The sequence below is a fragment of the Ktedonobacter racemifer DSM 44963 genome (assembly GCF_000178855.1).
In the GTDB taxonomy this organism is placed as follows: domain Bacteria; phylum Chloroflexota; class Ktedonobacteria; order Ktedonobacterales; family Ktedonobacteraceae; genus Ktedonobacter; species Ktedonobacter racemifer.
In genome coordinates this window covers 112375-128217 of the sequence record NZ_ADVG01000003.1, presented here as the reverse complement: position 1 = coordinate 128217, position 15843 = coordinate 112375, and the positions used below count along the sequence as shown (strand labels likewise).

The 15843-nt window shown below is 54.3% G+C and carries 16 protein-coding genes; 4 read left to right on the top strand and 12 right to left on the bottom strand.

Translation table 11 applies throughout. The annotated features are described in order from the left end of the window. Window positions 1-16: 16 nt before the first annotated feature. From KRAC_RS29580 to KRAC_RS29570, 3 genes are all read right to left on the bottom strand, one after another. On the bottom strand, window positions 17-955 hold the full coding sequence (locus tag KRAC_RS29580) for a carbohydrate ABC transporter permease (protein ID WP_007913703.1): 939 nt from the start codon (window positions 953-955) through the stop codon (window positions 17-19). 127 nt (window positions 956-1082) lie between these two features. Further along, window positions 1083-2468 carry an ABC transporter substrate-binding protein gene (locus KRAC_RS29575; RefSeq protein WP_007913696.1) on the bottom strand — a complete coding sequence of 462 codons (1386 nt, stop codon included), beginning with the start codon at window positions 2466-2468 and terminating at the stop codon, window positions 1083-1085. A gap of 207 nt (window positions 2469-2675) precedes the next feature. Next, a complete protein-coding gene (locus KRAC_RS29570) occupies window positions 2676-2918 on the bottom strand; it encodes a hypothetical protein (RefSeq protein WP_007913694.1) in 243 nt (80 codons plus the stop codon). Window positions 2919-3661: 743 nt separating this feature from the next. On the opposite strand from KRAC_RS29570, the gene KRAC_RS29565 reads away from it, so the two are divergent. Further along, complete coding sequence (locus KRAC_RS29565) at window positions 3662-5506, top strand: S9 family peptidase (RefSeq protein WP_007913693.1); 1845 nt, start codon at window positions 3662-3664, stop codon at window positions 5504-5506. 104 nt (window positions 5507-5610) lie between these two features. Continuing rightward, complete coding sequence (locus tag KRAC_RS62780) at window positions 5611-6063, top strand: NUDIX hydrolase (RefSeq protein ID WP_007913692.1); 453 nt, start codon at window positions 5611-5613, stop codon at window positions 6061-6063. Between the two features lie 97 nt (window positions 6064-6160). Here the strand turns inward: KRAC_RS62780 and KRAC_RS71800 are convergent, their stop codons facing one another. Next, a complete protein-coding gene (locus tag KRAC_RS71800; RefSeq protein WP_007913691.1) occupies window positions 6161-6382 on the bottom strand; it encodes a hypothetical protein in 222 nt (73 codons plus the stop codon). Then, complete coding sequence (locus KRAC_RS29555; RefSeq protein WP_338010129.1) at window positions 6352-6966, bottom strand: transposase; 615 nt, start codon at window positions 6964-6966, stop codon at window positions 6352-6354. The genes KRAC_RS71800 and KRAC_RS29555 overlap by 31 nt, the downstream gene beginning before the upstream one ends. On the opposite strand from KRAC_RS29555, the gene KRAC_RS79040 reads away from it, so the two are divergent. Next, window positions 6958-7119: a hypothetical protein gene (locus KRAC_RS79040; protein ID WP_338010128.1), complete on the top strand. Its 162-nt coding sequence runs from the start codon at window positions 6958-6960 to the stop codon at window positions 7117-7119. The two genes, KRAC_RS29555 and KRAC_RS79040, sit on opposite strands and share 9 nt — an antisense overlap. A gap of 17 nt (window positions 7120-7136) precedes the next feature. Here KRAC_RS79040 and KRAC_RS29550 read toward each other — a convergent pair whose 3' ends face one another. The 4 genes from KRAC_RS29550 to KRAC_RS29535 all read right to left on the bottom strand — a co-directional run bounded on the left by KRAC_RS29550 (window position 7137) and on the right by KRAC_RS29535 (window position 11868). Beyond that, a complete protein-coding gene (locus KRAC_RS29550) occupies window positions 7137-7694 on the bottom strand; it encodes a helix-turn-helix domain-containing protein (RefSeq protein WP_007913689.1) in 558 nt (185 codons plus the stop codon). A 44-nt stretch (window positions 7695-7738) separates the two neighbouring features. Further along, window positions 7739-8503 carry an alpha/beta fold hydrolase gene (locus tag KRAC_RS62775; RefSeq protein ID WP_052568685.1) on the bottom strand — a complete coding sequence of 255 codons (765 nt, stop codon included), beginning with the start codon at window positions 8501-8503 and terminating at the stop codon, window positions 7739-7741. A 118-nt stretch (window positions 8504-8621) separates the two neighbouring features. Continuing rightward, window positions 8622-8861, bottom strand: a complete 240-nt coding sequence (locus tag KRAC_RS29540) for a hypothetical protein (RefSeq protein ID WP_007913687.1) — start codon at window positions 8859-8861, stop codon at window positions 8622-8624. Window positions 8862-9105: 244 nt separating this feature from the next. After that, the gene (locus KRAC_RS29535) at window positions 9106-11868 is read right to left on the bottom strand and encodes a winged helix-turn-helix domain-containing protein (RefSeq protein ID WP_007913686.1); all 2763 of its coding nucleotides are present in this window, start codon (window positions 11866-11868) and stop codon (window positions 9106-9108) included. Window positions 11869-12136: 268 nt separating this feature from the next. Here KRAC_RS29535 and KRAC_RS29530 point away from each other — a divergent pair, with 268 nt between their 5' ends. Further along, complete coding sequence (locus KRAC_RS29530; RefSeq protein WP_007913684.1) at window positions 12137-12892, top strand: DUF998 domain-containing protein; 756 nt, start codon at window positions 12137-12139, stop codon at window positions 12890-12892. 69 nt (window positions 12893-12961) lie between these two features. Here the strand turns inward: KRAC_RS29530 and KRAC_RS29525 are convergent, their stop codons facing one another. The 3 genes from KRAC_RS29525 to KRAC_RS29515 are packed head-to-tail and all read right to left on the bottom strand — an operon-like array spanning window position 12962 to window position 15501. After that, a complete protein-coding gene (locus KRAC_RS29525; protein WP_007913682.1) occupies window positions 12962-13744 on the bottom strand; it encodes an ABC transporter permease in 783 nt (260 codons plus the stop codon). Between the two features lie 6 nt (window positions 13745-13750). Then, complete coding sequence (locus KRAC_RS29520) at window positions 13751-14521, bottom strand: ABC-2 family transporter protein (protein WP_007913681.1); 771 nt, start codon at window positions 14519-14521, stop codon at window positions 13751-13753. Next, window positions 14518-15501, bottom strand: a complete 984-nt coding sequence (locus KRAC_RS29515; protein WP_007913680.1) for an ABC transporter ATP-binding protein — start codon at window positions 15499-15501, stop codon at window positions 14518-14520. The genes KRAC_RS29520 and KRAC_RS29515 overlap by 4 nt, the downstream gene beginning before the upstream one ends. Window positions 15502-15843 lie beyond the last annotated feature (342 nt).

Sequence of the window (15843 nt, the reverse complement as noted above, 5' to 3'; positions counted from 1 at the left end):
TTCTTCTTTACGTGCGTTACACATCGTAGTTTACCCAGCGTCTTTGCAGCCGGAACTGGATCAAGGTCACGACCAACAGGATCACAAACAGGATGACAGCCACAGCGCTGGCCTGGCCAAACTGAGCTGACTCAAAGCCCAGGTGATATAAGTCGTAGACCATTGTGTAACTGTCTTTGCCTGGCCCGCCGCCTGTGAGGACGAAAGTGAGGTCAAAGACCTGGAACGAATTGATGATAGAGATTACCGTCGTAAAGAAGAGGCTTGGCGTCAGCATAGGCAGGGTAACATTCCAGAAGACCTGGAACCGATTCGCGCCATCGATACGTGCCGCCTCGGTGTATGAGACTGGAATGCCCTGGAGAGCCGCCAGGAGAATGACCATATTGAAGCCCAGGCCCTGCCAGGTCCCGACTATCGCCAGTGAGGGAATAACATAGTTCGAGTCTGTCAACCAGCCCACACCACTAGCATGGAACCAGGAACGCAAGAGCGTATTGATCAGGCCGAAGTCGCTGTTGAGCAACCAGGCCCACATCACGCCAACGGCCACTGAGCCCGTGATATAGGGCATAAAGTAGAGTACACGATAGGCACTTTTGCCGCGGACATTGTTGAGGCCAAGCGCGATCAACAGGGCCAGGATCAGCCCACCGGGCACTGCGAGGACCGTGTAATAGATGGTGTGTAGGAGTGAGATGCGGAGATCATCACCTGTAAACTGGTCGATGTAGTTCTGTATGCCTACAAAGCTCACTGGCCCCAGGCCATCCCAGCTTGCCAGGCTGAGATAGAAGACTGTGACAAGAGGAATCAAGGAAAATACCAGAAGCCCTATCAACTGTGGCAGGATAAAGACGTAGCCCCAGCGTCTATCCCTCCGGGCTCGCTCACTTGGCCTACCCTTTTTTGTAACAGCCCCGGGTATGTCCAGTGATTGCACTTGAAAATCCATAGCTATGACCCCTCCTCTGTTGTGTCCATTTTCATGATGAGAAGGTAGTGTGGGAAGGCTTTCGGCTTGGCACCTGAAGCTTTCCCACAACTCCAAACAAAACTCTAATCGCTACATATGCAAGCGTTTACTGCGCGTTCTGCTGGGCCCTCTGAATACGAGGATTGGCCATAGTGGCGATCCCGCTCAGAGCGGTTTTGACGTCTTTCCCTTGTAACCAGACAGGATCAAGCGCCGTCTTGATATCATCAGTCAAGCCGGGGACATTGCCTTCCGCGGGGAAGAGGCCATAGCCAACGTTGCGGGCATCAATCAGGTACTGGGCGTGGGCGGGATCATTGCCGGCCGTGACCACCGTCTCCGTATCGGCCGACTGGATGGATGGCACGGCATTGCCCCCGCCTTGCAGGCGGAACTTCTGGCCCTCGGCCGAGACATAATTGGTCAGGAAATCAAAGGCCTGATCCTTCAGCTTGGTCTTATTATTGATGACCATGTATGCAAGGGCTACTGGCGCGGGTCCGCCCTTGCCACCGGGAGCGGGGAAAGGTACACAGTCATACTTCATACCGCTGGCGGCATGGAACTCGGGGAGGTCCCAGCGACCAACGGAGATAAAGCCGGTCTGTCCACTAATCAGAGCGAGGTCTGACCCCTGGCCCTTGGGCAGGGTGCCAGCGTAGACAATGGTCTTCTTCTTCGTATTATCGGCCAGCCAGGTAAAGGCCTCGACCGACTTGGGATCTTCATGCGCGATGAAGTCGCCATAGCCATTCTTGTCATAGACCTTGCCGCCATTGGTGGTGACCCAGCAATAGTACTGCATATCCCAGGCGTCCAGCACAAAGCCGTACTTCCCACTGGCCTTGATCTTGTCCATCATCTCCTGGAAGGCGTCACGCGTCCATTTCCCCTGCTCATACAAGTCGGCAGGCATGGTGGTGATACCCGCGTTCTGTAGCACCTTCTCATTGTACCAGAGCAGGAGGGGATTACAGTCGACGGGTACGCCAAAGATCTTGCCGCTCTGCGTCTTGGAGGCGCCCCAGAGGCCTGGCAGATAATCACTGGCCTTCTCTTTGCTCTTGGAGCTGTCCAACAGATCGTTCAACTGCATGACGGTCTGGTTGGCGACCAGCTTGCCGATATCGCCATCCCCGACGTAGAAGCAATCGGGAGCCACACCTCCATTGAGCTCGGTCAATATTTTGGAAAAATAATTGTTATTGGCCGAGGGGATAAAGCTATACGAGACATTTGTGTTATGGCTCTTGTTGTAGTTTGCGGTAAAATCCTTAAAACGCTGGATCTCACCGGTGTTGGCCCAGTTCGACCACTTGATGGAGCTGCCAGACCCACTGCCGCCGCCAGAGCCACCGGTGGTGCAGGCCGCCACAATGGCTTCGATGCTGGAAAGTGAGATACCGAGCACCGTCGCCCGGCGAATAAAGGAACGGCGATCTATCCTTCCGGACTGAAACGCATTTACCAGGAAATTCTTAGAAGTGCTCATACTACCTTTTTTCTCCTTGTCTTGGGACAGATAAGTGAGTTGAGGGATCAGAGTATCACTATTGAGATAATGACTGTTAGAGTCGTTCTCAAAGGCTCTAAAGACTACGATGTCTACTACTTTTCAGCGAAGTATGATGTGGATCACATGATTGAGAGAAAAGAGCGCAGGTACTCTTTCAGTGGGAAAGAGGTATTTTTACCTGCCTCATGGGGAATCCTCCTTTGCATCTTTTTTGACTGGAGCATCCACCTCTAGAGGAGAAATAGAGATCAAGGTTAAATGGAGGTCGCGTACTTTACTGAGTAATCCGTGTAGCGCGGCCTGGTCGACCACTTCCCCTGTAAGCACTGTTTCCCCGTTCGCCTCATGCATCACCGTCAGTCCACCCAACCAGGACGACCAGCGCTGGTCGAGCTTTTCCTTGAGACGAATCCGGTAGGCTGGCATAGCTCCTCCTTCCGCGAATGACTTGCCGCTCCCAGCGGCATACGATGAGAAAGCTCATAGCAAGCATAACCTATACCTGAGGCATAGCGGAGGACCCAAAAGGAGTATTTAAGGATTACATTTTGGGGGGAAATGAGTATGGTTGGCGAGTGTACACTCACCAACCATACTCATAGAAATAATAATGTTAGATAGAAAACGAGATTCTTCTATCTTTCTGGGCATATCTGGTCTTACCTTCATGAAACCTAAGATATGGAGAGTAGCAGAGGAAGGCATATAAGCGAACAGTCAGACGCTTGACAGGCCTGCTTACATTCAAGTATGCTCTATATGGAGCTAGAAGATGCACTATCTTGTTACACGTTTTTTCACTCTAAAGGAAACATAACGACGTATGGCTATGGTAAAAATGGCATTTCATGCCCGCTGGACCGGCGCGCTCTTCTCTCTGTACCAGTCTCCCATAGCCGTACTATGCCCTTTTTCAGCTTGTGAGGTAACTAAGCGCTAGGTAACATCATAGTAGACACGGCCATGGACGATGAACATGCATTGCTCATGGCTTTTTTGTGCTTTTTCAGACAGAGAGTTTGTGAGGCGTGCATGTGGTACTGGGCACGCTCTCATGGCTCTTTGTCTCATGGAGCGCTTATGACGTTTGTTTGCTCTTCTGCTCTCGTGCTCAGGTACACAATGGATGTCTCATACACTCCTCGCTGTTTTAAGAGGAGAACGTATCCGTGTTACAACCTTTATCTAATGATCCAGGGACAACCTGGAAGCAACGCTTTCGCGCCCCTACGCTCTTGAGGTCCCAGATCGCGGCGCATGCGCCAGATCGGGGCCTGTTAGTGAGCAATCTCTCAGGTAGCTATCAACTTCATGCCTGGGATGTGCCAACAGGGCAGGTCAGGCAGATCAGTCATGAGCCAAAGGGCGCGCTCGTCGGGCGCCTCGCTGGAGATGGCCGCTTTGTCTACTACTTGCAGGATGAGGATGGAGATCAAATGGGGCGCTTTGTACGTGTGCCTTTTGCGGGAGGCGAGCCGCAGGAGCTTACGCCTGAACTTCCTCCCTACTTCGCCGATCCTTGTCTCAATCCAACGGGTACTGTCCTGGGCTTCCTGGTTGGTGAGCAAGAAGGGGTAGATCTCTATGTCGTACCCCTTGGTCCCGGTGACGATGTTGGCGTGCCACACCTGGTGTTTCATAATCCGGTGCCGGGGCTACTGGGTAGAAAGCTGCTGGCTCTCTCCAGCGCGGCCCAGACCGCGGTCATGATCTCACAGCCACATAATCCCTACACCTATGAGCGTTTGCTGGCTATCGATCTGGCGACAGGTGAGTGTATTGACCAATTGCAGGCAGAGCCAGGCACCTTTGTCTCCCTGGGTGATTACTCTCCAGTGCCGGGCGATGAACGTCTGTGGGCGACAATCCACCGTGGAGATAGACGGCAGCGCATCATCTGGAATCCACGCACGAGTGAGCGTATCCTGCTGGCCCTGGATGAGCTTGCTGACGCTTTTCCCTGCTCCTGGTCGCCTGACGGCAAGCGCCTGCTTCTTTGGCAGGAAGATCAAGGTCATAAACGCTTTGCTATATGTACGCTTGCCAACCAGAGCATTCAGGTCTTAAGCGAACTGGATGGCACGTACTGGAGTAGTTACTTCGGCAACGCTGGCGAGATCTACACACATTGGGGTATGATCCAGGGTGGCACCGTCCTGGGTCCAGAAATCGTGGCTTTGGACGCGGCCACTGGCACCCAACTGCGTACTCTTATGGCCTTTGAAGCAGTCTCGCCAGGACGTCCCTGGCAATCGGTATCGTTCCCCTCTTCAGATGGGCAAAAGGTGCAGGCCTGGCTCATTACGCCCGAGGGCGAGGGACCATATCCAACCATCATCGATGTGCATGGAGGACCACATATGCAGCGCACCGTTGATCCCGCTCCTGATCTGCATATGTGGGTAGATCAGGGTTTCGCAGTCCTCTCCGTCAATTATCGGGGTTCAACTGGCTTTGGCAAGGCCTTTGAGCAACGTATTGTGGGTAATGCCGGACATTGGGAGGTAGAGGATATTGTCGCGGCCCGCTCCTGGTTGCTTGCTGAGAATCTGACACACCCAGAGGCCATCCTGCTAACTGGCTGGTCTTATGGTGGGTATCTGACCCTGCTTGCGCTTGGTAAGTACCCTGAGCTATGGGTTGGAGGGATGGCGGGTATCGCCATTGCTGATTGGAAGCTGCTTTACGAGGACACACACGAGGCTTTGAAGGTATCTTTACCCATCCGACTCCTAGGAGGCACACCAGAGGAGAAGCCAGAACAGTACCATGTAAGCTCGCCCATCACCTATGCCGAACGAGTACAGGCACCTGTGCTGGTCATCCAGGGGCGCCATGATCGTGGCTGTCCACCTCGCCAGATGGAGCAGTACGTGGCTCGCCTGCAAATGCTGGGTAAGCGAATCGAAATCGACTGGTTTGACTCCGGTCATGGCTCACTCGATGTCGAGGAAGAGATTGACCTGTACGAGCGGATGCTGGCGTTTGCACTTAACGTTCTCAAGGCTAAATAGAGCTGTCTAAATGTTGTAGGGGCCATGCTTGCATGGCCTTATTCGCACAAGGTAGGTGTATTCCCTATATGCAGCATGAAAAAAGGAAAGAGGGAGAAAGCAAAATGAGTCGCCAAAACACGGTCCTGGCGCTAGTAAGAAGTCAGGGGAAGTTCTTGTTGGTGAGGCATCATGGGCCAGAGGAGAGCGCCTGGTGGCTGCCTGGTGGGGTTGTCGAGCCAGGGGAGACGCTGTTAGAGGCCTTGCGACGGGAAATGCTTGAGGAGACTGGCCTGTACATCACAGGCCAGCCATACCTGGCCTTCGTCGTTGAATTCCAGCGTGAGACGGAGCAAGGCCTGCAAGAGGCTGGCTTTGGCTTCCATTTTGTATGTGAGGTCAGCGGCCAGTTTCAGTTTGCCGACCCAGATGGTCTGGTGCAGTCCGCACACTGGGTCGATGATGCGGAGGTCGTGCGGCTCCTCAGTGCGCAGACCTGGTACGATTGTGAACCCCTGCGCCGCTGGCTCTCGGGCGAGGTGGGCGCCGGGGCTATTTATACAACAAGAATTAAGTGAAGTATGTATTGCTAATGATCTATTTGTAGCTCCACATGGCTTGAACGCTTGCGCATATCTACCCGGAGGCGTAGGCGCGTACGTCAGTAGCGCTAACCTATGCTTTGGCGAAGAACTGGCGCAGTTCTTGCGCGACCAGCTCTGGCTTGCTGCCACGATTGGTCTGAGTGGGATTATTTGAGCCACCATGCTCAAGGCCGGGGAACTCTACACGTTTGGCGACGTGAGGCAAGGTTTTTTCCAGGGCATTGAGGGAAGGCTTCAAGAAGGGCAGACCCTTGCTCCCACCTAGTGGGTCAGTTGCCCCGCTCGCTGCCATTTCGAAAGCATCGTGGGATGAATGCGCACGGGACGGTGTATGCAGGCCCCACTCCCACCAAGGGCATGTCGCCGTTCTCGTGCCCGCTTGCGTCGCAGCGAACGTTTGCCACCCCACTCAAACGGTGTGGGGTGGTCGTTCCAATGACGGGCCACCGCCTCAAGCCAGTCGATGATCTGCCAGGGGTTGGTCGGATGTTGTCCATCCAGTGCCCGGCGCACAATGATGCGCTGGATGGACTCGGCCATGTTCAACCAACTGCCCCCCAATGGTGTTTGGAGAGGGAGGATACCTTGACGAAACATCCAGCACAATAAGGCTGGAGTCTTATGTCCGGTAAGGTTGTCCCAAATCAGCAGCATCCGTAAGGGGGGCAACTGTGCCGGCAGCGTCACCCGGATCTTGAGTCCCTCCCGCCAGCTTTCCCAGAGCAGACGATTCTCTTCGGCAGTGAGGAGAAGGGAAGGTTCAGGCAAGGTCTTGAGAACCGCAGAGAGTTCTTCTTTGAGCCAGGGATGCAAGACGGCATTGGTGCAGCTGCGTACGCCTTTGACCCGGACCTCTCCCGTTGTTGGATGGAACAACGTCAACAGTTTCGCGGTACCGTTGCGGATGTACTCATGCGGCTGCCTGGCTGGCTGGCCCGCTGGTTGCCAACTGCTCCCGGCATACGGGATGGTTTGATAGGGTCCGGCTTCATCCTCATTCCAGACTGCCAGCCCCAGGCGTTCTCCTAGCTGGTGTGCACGTTCAATCAGTTTTTTTTTGCCACGGTATCCTGATCCCTCACCGTCACGACACCACGCTTGCGCTTGCGCAGGACTTTGCCGGTTTCACACCAGGTTCGACTCTTCTGCCAGTTGTACCCCGCCTCGTGTAAGACACCCCAAATCGTGTAGGTGCTGACATGCGGTAAGCCATCTGGAGCCTGACGTAAGCTAGCTTTGAGCAGAGAAAGCGACCAGGTAGCCGTTCCATCCTCATTGTGAGCAGGCAAGCGACGGACTTCGGCCAGGATACGCTCCGTCTCTTCGACACCGTAACTGGCTGGTGTTCCTCCCCCATGTCGCGGTTGCAAGGCGGCCATCCCTTCCTGATTGAAACGGTTTACCAGCTTGCTGACGGTATCTCCCACTCGATAGCCCGCCCTCTCTGCCGCTTGGGTAGAGCTCTTTCCTTTCGCCACTGCAAGCAAGGCTTTCGCTCGGCTGATATGGACTCCCGGTTGGCTCATCGAACGGCTCAGGTGTTCTAGGGCGTGGCGTTCTTCTTCATTGAGGACCCGCAGTGGATCTTTTTGGTGGCGGGACATAGCAATGCTCCAGTTTAATGCAACACACTGTTCACCTGGCTATTCTACCCCTTTTCTGCGAATGGCAGCGAGCGGGACAACTGACCCACTAGTAGCAGCACCTCTGCGTTCACCGCCCGGAAACTCTCCAGTTTCCCGCTCATCTCGGCGAGCAGTAGCCCATCGTAGTGAAGCGTCGGAGCGAGCTTCCTCATGGTGATATCTTCGGGCTTAGCTTTCTTGTCCTCGCTTTTCATTGTTGCGTTCGTCAGTGACTCGAGCAGCCAGTTGGGCATGGCGTTCATGACCGGTCCTCCAAGCTCCAGCCCTTTCATGCAGGTGACGAGCGCGGCGGCTACTTTACCCTCGGCCATCTCCTGGTCAAAGCGCGCCAACCAGGCTGTGTGCGCCGTGCCGTCTGTCAATATGGCTGGCTCATAGAGGGCTATTTTCTCAATGCCGGGCAGGCTGAGTGCTGCCTGGAGGCTGATAAGGCCTCCCGCGCTGACGCCATATAGCAGGTGAGCCCCTGTTTTGTTGACCAGCGCGGTCAGGTCTTCAACTTCTTCCTGAATGCTGTAAGCCTTGCTGAATGGACCACTCAGACCACGGCCACGGCGGTCGGGCAGGTAGACGGTGAAGATATCGGCAAGCGCCTCGGCGAGTTGGGTAAAGTCCGAACCTGATACGTTGGCACCGTGCAGCATGATCAAACCAGGACCATGACCGATCTGGCGATAACCGATGGTGGTGCCGTCTTTTGAGATGACAGAGCTGATGGTGTAGGCTGCCTGTGTGCTGCTGGTGTTGATGTTAGTAGTTGAATTCATTGATGATGCCTTTCTTTCGTTGCTCAATCTTTGAGTATAATTGTGAAAATCTTCCAGAAAAATGTTGTGTTGTCCATAAGAGAGAAGAAGTCGCTTGCGGTCTGTTACCATGCCCTACTCAGCCCTCTGGTGCCCATGGAGGAGTGCTGGCTTCGAGTGAGAGCAGCGTCAGACCCAGATCGCACATTCTGAGCAGGACGCCGTAGAGCGCTGCCTGGTCAGGGATGGGGCCTGCTAGCCGGGTTATGCCATTGCTCTCGTGCGTGATCGAGAGAGGCTCAAACCACTCTTGCCAGAAGGGGTCCAGGTGTCCTTTGACCCGAATGACGTATCTCATCTGCGTGTGCTCCGTTCGCATAATGTGTTTGCTATGGAAGAAGCGTACCGTATTGCGACGTGGAAGAGAGGAGCCAAAAGTACACTATCAAGTACCATATGCGCGTGCTATCGGGAGGAGACAAAAGGATACCCGGCGGTATGGGAGAGGTGCGCTACTTGCGTACGCGCCTACGCGATTGTTGCCTGGTAAAGGTAAGGGGCGCATGTCCGTTTAGGAAACGAGGAGATGCCCACCAGCGTAGGCGCGTACGCAAGTAGCGCATCTAAAGCAGCGATAACTCCCGCGCCAGTGCCACGGCGTGGGTTCTATTATCTGCGGCCAGCTTGAGGAAGAGGCTGCCGACATGTTTCTTGACTGTGGTGAGTGAAACCACCAGGCGTTCGGCAATCACCTGATTGCTTGCTCCTTCGGCAAGTAAATAGAGCACCTCTTGCTCACGCGGAGTGAGGGGCTCAAGCAGAGGAGAAGCAGGGCAAGTTTGTGTTGTAGAGGACAGGGAAGTACCTGGCTGCACCACAGTCTCGCCAGGAGTCCTGGCGAAGGCGGTAAAGATGTCAAGGGCGTAGGTCGCCAGGACTGGAGAAGCAAGCTTCTGCTCCGTAGCGAGCCAGGCCTGGAGCGCCTGATACATTGGCTCCCCAGCGTCGAGGAAGACGCGGGTGTATCCCTCTGGTTCTGCCAGGGTGAGCAGGCGCGAGAGTACGCGCTTCGCCTCTTGTCTGGCACCAGACGCCTGAAGCACGGCTACTTGCCACGCCAGAATAGAGATGATACTCCCCGCCCGAGAAAGTCTCTCGGCGCTGCTGAGGAGCGCTGCGAGCAGTTGTAGGGCCTGTGGATAGTTTTGCTGCGCCAGGGAGATGCGTGCCAGTATCAGGTAAGTGCTTTCGCGGCTGTAGACGCTATAGGTAAGAGCTTCCTGGCGATAGGGCGTGTGCTCGGCCCAGCCTACTGCCTGAGCCAGATTGCCCTGGACTAGCCAGAGGTGAGCTTTCAGACCCTCGATCCAGGGACGGAAAAGCGGGATGCCAGCGGCTTGATTGGCCTGCTCCATCTCGCTCAACGCCTGCTCCGCGCCTGTCAGATCGCCCTGAACAATGCAGACACGTACCAGCACCTCATAGGCCCCCATGAGAATATCCATGTACTGTAAAGGGAGCGTCCTGTCAATGGCCTGCCGCGCGGCTCTATGCGCGACATCAAGTTGATTCCACGCATAGGCTAGCTGGGCCTGAAATAAAGTGGGATAGGCCGCCAGGGGGAGAGGTATCTTTAGACTATTGATGAGTTGTTGCAAGTCCTGACAGCAATCTTGTGCCTCTCGCAATTGCCCCAGCGCGATCTGCGCGGCGATCAGCCCCCAGAGGATATGGACCTCCTGAGAGCGATCCTGTGCTATCCGGGCTCGCTGCCGAATCTTTTGAATCGCGGTTACCATGGGCGGAAAATTTCCCGCCATGCGCCAAGACATAGCGAATGGTGCCAACCCATGCTGCTGCCAGAGGGCGTCATCATCGAGTTCCGGATGCTGCATCTCTTCGGCAACCTTGCTCAACTGCTCCATATTGCCAGCGGAGAGCGCCTTCTTCGCCAGTTTCCATGTGTCCAGAATCAGTAACCGCTTGCGCAGGCGGTCCTGCTCGATGGCAGGGAGCGAGGTGTGATTACCGCTCTGTAAGAGCTGCTCCACGCTCTCTTGAAGTTGCTGAAGATAGGTCTTCTCCTCTTGCTCTTGCTGAGAGAAAGGAAAAAGTAGATTGAAGATTAACAGATATGACGTGGCAAGGCGCGGATGCTCGCGCAAAACCCCGGTGGGAAGCTGTTTGATCCAGGCCAGTAGCGTTTTCAGCTCTCCCTGGAGTGATAGCCGCTCGACACAGTCCCCCAACAACTCCGCCACAAATACATAGTCACGTGTGGCCAGGGCATGGGGGATGGCCTCATGTGCCCAGCCCTGGCGTTGATACCAGAGAGCCGCCTCCCGGTGCAGACGCAAGAACTGCTCGGGCTGGCTGGTCTGTAGGCGCGCCAGTAGCACCTCGCGAAAGAGCGTGTGAAAGCGATACCAACGTCGCTCTTCATCGAGTGGTAGCAGAAAGAGGTTCTCTCGCTCCAATCCCTCTAGCGCCTGTTGACTGGCCGCTTCTCCGGTCAGTGCCTGGCAGATCTCGGCGTTAATCCTGGTCGGCACCGAGGCATACAACAGGAAGCGCTGCTGATCCTCTGGCAAAAGCTCAAGGATCTCTCCCTGTACATAATCCAGAATAAAGCGATGGCTACCGGTAAAGGCCTGGATAAAGGCTGATGCGTCAGTATGCCTACGCAGAGAGAGGGCCGCCAGCTGGAGTCCGGTAATCCACCCTTCGGTGCGCGTCTCCAGAAGAGCAATCTCTTCCTCTGTAAGCGTCAGGCCCATCACCTGGCGTAGAAATTGTCCAGCTTCTTCAGTGTGCAAGCGTAGATCTGTCTCGCGGATCTCCAGCATCTGCCCACGCGCTCGCAAACGAGCCAGCGGAAGCGCCGGATCAACGCGACTGGCTAGCAAAAGATACAAATTAGGCGGACGATGCTCAAGCATAAATTGGAGCGAGGTATGAAGCGCCTGCTCGCGAATCACATGATAGTCATCCAGAATCAGGGCAATATCCTGCTCCAGATTGGCCAGCTCGTTGATAAGTGAAGTGAGCGCACCAGTCAGGAGGGCGGATTGAGAGGAATGCAGAAGCGCTTCCGCGGGCGCGCCTACAGGGGCGCCCGCCTTCCTGAGGGCGGCAATCACATAGGCCCAGAAGCGCATTGGATCGTTATCCTGTTCCTCAAGCGCGAGCCATGCTACCTGCCCGTTATACTGGCTCGCCCAGGCCGAGAGCAGCGTCGTCTTCCCGAAGCCAGCGGAGGCTGAGAGAAGGGTCAAAGGGACCCGGCGGTTCTGCTCGAGGAGCGTAAGCAAGTGTGAACGTTTAAGCAACCTCGAACGAACAGGTGGAACCGTAAACTTTGTCCCCAGCAAGTCAGGCTCAAGCATCGAAAAGTTTTCTCCCGTTCTCAAGCTTTTATTAATTAATACTGATGAGCATAACATGTAAAGTACCTGTGAAGCAAGATAGGAAGAAGCGTCGCGACAATCCTCTCCATCCAAAAGCGAGCTTATAAAGTAAGCAAAAAGGTATTAAGATGTTTTTGGATTGGATAACTATATAGTTATATTTGACATTTAAATGAGTAGATGATTATACTGGAAGCACAAACATAACTTTGGATCCCTTTGTATGCGCTTGAATGGAGGGAGACCCATGGCTACAACTCCTGATCACTTAACGTCTGGAGATCAACCCGCTTCGTCCTGGCTTAGCCAGTCGCCTCTGAATGGTGCTCCTTTGTCCCCTACTACAATGTTCCTGTTGCTCTTGAGCCTATTTGGTTCGCTCCTGTTTACGATTACCTACCTGATCGAGGGAATAACGCGCCCCGGCTATGATGCATTGCGTGAACCCGTTAGTGCGCTCAGCCTGGGCTCCGGAGGATGGGTACAGCAAGCTAATTTTATCATCTTCGGTTTGATTGGCCTCTGTACGGTCCCAGCCACGCGAAGTGTCCTTAGAGGAGGCCTGGGGGTAACGTGGTATCCTATTTTCCGCTCTATTAGCGGTTTGAGCTTTATCATGCTGGGAATATTCTCACAGGATCCAGCGTACGGCTATCCCCCAGGAGCGATAGTTCTTACAATCCCTACCACCTCGGGAATGATTCATATTATCTTCTCGTTTGTGAGCTTTCTCGCCTCAGCGACCGGTTGCTTCATCATCGCCAGGCGCTTCGCCAGGGAACCGCGTTGGCGTGGTTGGGCGACGTATACCGTGCTTACTGGGGTATTAATGATCGTTTTTGTCGCTGTTTATGGTACTCTAAACGCGCAACACAGCCCCATTGCCGGAGTTTTCGAACGCCTATCTGGCGGCGTCGATTCGCTCTGGGGAGTTATCCTCATTGCACGGCTATTCATTATCCAACGGGAAGCCAATGCGAGTATGAGGCCTCAAAGTGTGTGAGACTATCCACGTTAGCCATGGGTCGCTAGTATGACCCACCGTTAACGTAGATAGACGCAGACATTCTCGTCAGCTTGTCGCGCTGGTATAGCGGCGCAGACCCGCTCGCCAGACCAGCGTGACACAAAGGTAAGCTATGCTGCTAACGATCAGGCCAGTTAGTGGCAGGAAGGGATCGGCGTGACTGGTCAGTGCGCTGACAGGGAAGGTCGCCAGAAAGGCGAAAGGGAGGACATAGGTCAGGCAGAAGCGCAGGGGCTGGCGGTAGATATCAACTGGGTAGCGACCAAACTGCCAGAGCGCGGAATAAAACACGTCCAGCTCGGCGGTTGGGGACCAGAAGGCGAGACTGGCCAGTAGAACGCGTATCGCCCAGGCAATGACGATTCCCACGGCAAGCAGGAGCAACCAGCTTAGAATGCCCCACCACGAGGGTAGGGCTCCCATCTGCACAATGCCCAGGATCGTGGCTAGAAGCCCCAGTGCTACCTGGGAGAGCGCGAACGGCGCGCATTTCCCCAGGCTGACCATAAAGAGACTCGGCGCGGGCTGGAGCAGCACGTGATCTAGCTTGCCATCTCGGACTTGTCCCGCGAACCAGCTCAAATTGGGTTCCACAAAGGTCGAGAAGATCCCGCTGCTGACCTGAAAGGTTCCCAGCAGGGTAATCGACTCTCCGAGGCTCCAACCGGCCAGCGTTTGCGTCTGCGTATAGATCACGCTCAAAACCACAAAGCCGGAAGCAATATTAAGTGTAGTCAGTAGTAGCTGAAAGACCAAGTTCGCCCGAAAGGCCAGCTCGCGGCGTAACGAGAGCGAGAAGTTCATCCCCAGCAACTGTAAAAGCTTCATAGATCTTTACCCTCCAATGGCGCTATAACGTCGTAAGCCTGCGCGCCAGGTTGCCTTAACGGCCAGTAGAAAGACGAGTATCCAGGACACCTGCCAGACATAGCCTCCCAAAATTTGCTTATAGTCTAGGTTGGAACTCATGATTTCGGCCGGAAAACCGAGTAAGGCGTGAAAGGGCAGAGCCTCCACAAGTGGACGCAGGCTGGAAGGAAAGCGTGTGATGGGCGCAGCCGACCCACCCAGCAGAAAGACCAGGGACTCGCTCAAACCTACAATACCATGCGCCTGCTCAGTCCAGAAGGCTGAAAGGGCGAAGAGATAGGTAAAGAGAAAACGCAGTATTGCCGCCAGAAGCAGGGCGGGCAGTGCCAGAAGAAGCATGCGTATATCCCAGGTGGTGTGAGTAATCACGCCCACAAGGATGATGATTGGCAGTCCGAACAGCAGGTGCCAGAGGCGCATCGCGATATTCGTACCGAGCTGTCCCAGCACCGTAGGCTGGGGTTTCAGCAACTCCTGGCTGAATGTCCCATCATAGATAGCATTAGAGAATGTATGGTTTTCATAAGAGACCGTCATCAACTGGATGGCTAACAGCGCGACATAGTAGGTTGAGATTTGACTATTTCCGGGTAAAGCGACCGACCAGACCGCGAGTCCGATCAGGGGCGCGATTGCCTGGTTGATCATCAGAGTAATCACGAAGGCTCGCCCGGTCAGCCATTGCAGGATTTCACGCTGCGTCGTGATTGCGAGTAAGCGGAGTATGCGCATCATATCCTGCCTTCCTGATAAATTTGATCTATCACCTGCTCCAGAGGAATGCCTCCTATAGCCAAATCAACGACAGGAAGTTCGGAGAGTAACCGTGCGGAGACGGTCGCGACCTGCTCACGTTGGACGCACAGTGTAGCCTTGCCTGGCTCCGCTTCTATGACTTCACCATACATATTCCACTTCGGGGTCACCTTTTCGGCGATCGTGACTGTCAGTATTCTAGAGGTCGAGAAGGATGTGGAGAGGCCCTCCAGCCCCCCATCATATCTCAAGGTTCCGTGGTCAATAAGCACGACACGTTTGCAGAGCTCCTCGACATCGGCCATATAGTGGCTAGTCAAAAGGATGGTTGCCTTTGTCTGCTGGCTATAGTCTGTGATAAAACGGCGTATCATACTGACCGCGGTCACATCCAGGCCTAGCGTCGGCTCATCGAGAAAGAGGATACGTGGCTGATAGATGAGTGCGAGGGCCAGCCCACAGCGCATGCGCTCCCCCAGACTGAGGGCACGAATCTGGCGCTTAAGCAGCGGCTCCAATTTAAGCATTTCTACCAGGAGAGCCAGGCCTTTATGAAAAGCCGTCTCAGAGATTTCGTAGATGAGCTGCTGGAAGCGTAGTGAATCAAGTACCGTCAGTTCGTTTGGGCCACCGATGGGCTGGCTACCACGGATAAAGGCGATGTTCTTTAAGAAAGAGGTTTCCCGGTGCCAGGGAGTAAAGCCAAGCACATTGACTGTGCCACCGGTTGGGTGCAAGATACCACTCAGAATCTTCATCGTCGTAGTCTTCCCGGCGCCATTAGGACCAATAAAGCCCACTACCTCGCCCGCTTCAAGCTCAAATGAGATATCACGCACAGCCTGTATCTCGCGGTATTTTCGGTGAACAAGCGAGCCTAACGCGGCACGCAAACCAGCCTCTCGCACCGGGGCTTTATAGATCATCGAGATATCCTGAATATTGATGACAGAGACCATAGATGGTCCTCCTAGAGTGAGTATATCCATCGTTCTGTGCATGCATGCGATGCTACCCGAGCCGGCCATGCTCTTTTTTTCTGGATAGCAACTATACTTTACGACACTGATGCAAGAATAGAGGGTTATATGTCTATTAACAAGAGATAAGCTGTGATATAAAGCCTGAAGACAGCTATATGACACACCAAAAGCCTATATTTGCAATTGAGGCTTTTGCATTAGTAAATGGAACCTCGGGCTCACGGTGGTACGACGCTGGGGACGAGACGCGTGCCAATCCATAATACCGCAGGGAGCAGGCGTGAATAAATACTTTATCGAAGCGTAGTCATAGTATGA

Excerpts from the sequence above, each read along its gene's own strand:
- KRAC_RS29580 (WP_007913703.1), bottom strand. The coding sequence starts at position 955 with ATGGATTTTCAAGTGCAATCACTGGACATACCCGGGGCTGTTACAAAA.
- KRAC_RS29575 (WP_007913696.1), bottom strand. The coding sequence starts at position 2,468 with ATGAGCACTTCTAAGAATTTCCTGGTAAATGCGTTTCAGTCCGGAAGG.
- KRAC_RS29570 (WP_007913694.1), bottom strand. The coding sequence starts at position 2,918 with ATGCCAGCCTACCGGATTCGTCTCAAGGAAAAGCTCGACCAGCGCTGG.
- KRAC_RS62780 (WP_007913692.1), top strand. The coding sequence starts at position 5,611 with ATGAGTCGCCAAAACACGGTCCTGGCGCTAGTAAGAAGTCAGGGGAAG.
- KRAC_RS71800 (WP_007913691.1), bottom strand. The coding sequence starts at position 6,382 with ATGGCAGCGAGCGGGGCAACTGACCCACTAGGTGGGAGCAAGGGTCTG.
- KRAC_RS79040 (WP_338010128.1), top strand. The coding sequence starts at position 6,958 with ATGGAACAACGTCAACAGTTTCGCGGTACCGTTGCGGATGTACTCATG.
- KRAC_RS29550 (WP_007913689.1), bottom strand. The coding sequence starts at position 7,694 with ATGTCCCGCCACCAAAAAGATCCACTGCGGGTCCTCAATGAAGAAGAA.
- KRAC_RS62775 (WP_052568685.1), bottom strand. The coding sequence starts at position 8,503 with ATGAATTCAACTACTAACATCAACACCAGCAGCACACAGGCAGCCTAC.
- KRAC_RS29540 (WP_007913687.1), bottom strand. The coding sequence starts at position 8,861 with ATGCGAACGGAGCACACGCAGATGAGATACGTCATTCGGGTCAAAGGA.
- KRAC_RS29535 (WP_007913686.1), bottom strand. The coding sequence starts at position 11,868 with ATGCTTGAGCCTGACTTGCTGGGGACAAAGTTTACGGTTCCACCTGTT.
- KRAC_RS29530 (WP_007913684.1), top strand. The coding sequence starts at position 12,137 with ATGGCTACAACTCCTGATCACTTAACGTCTGGAGATCAACCCGCTTCG.
- KRAC_RS29525 (WP_007913682.1), bottom strand. The coding sequence starts at position 13,744 with ATGAAGCTTTTACAGTTGCTGGGGATGAACTTCTCGCTCTCGTTACGC.
- KRAC_RS29520 (WP_007913681.1), bottom strand. The coding sequence starts at position 14,521 with ATGATGCGCATACTCCGCTTACTCGCAATCACGACGCAGCGTGAAATC.
- KRAC_RS29515 (WP_007913680.1), bottom strand. The coding sequence starts at position 15,501 with ATGGTCTCTGTCATCAATATTCAGGATATCTCGATGATCTATAAAGCC.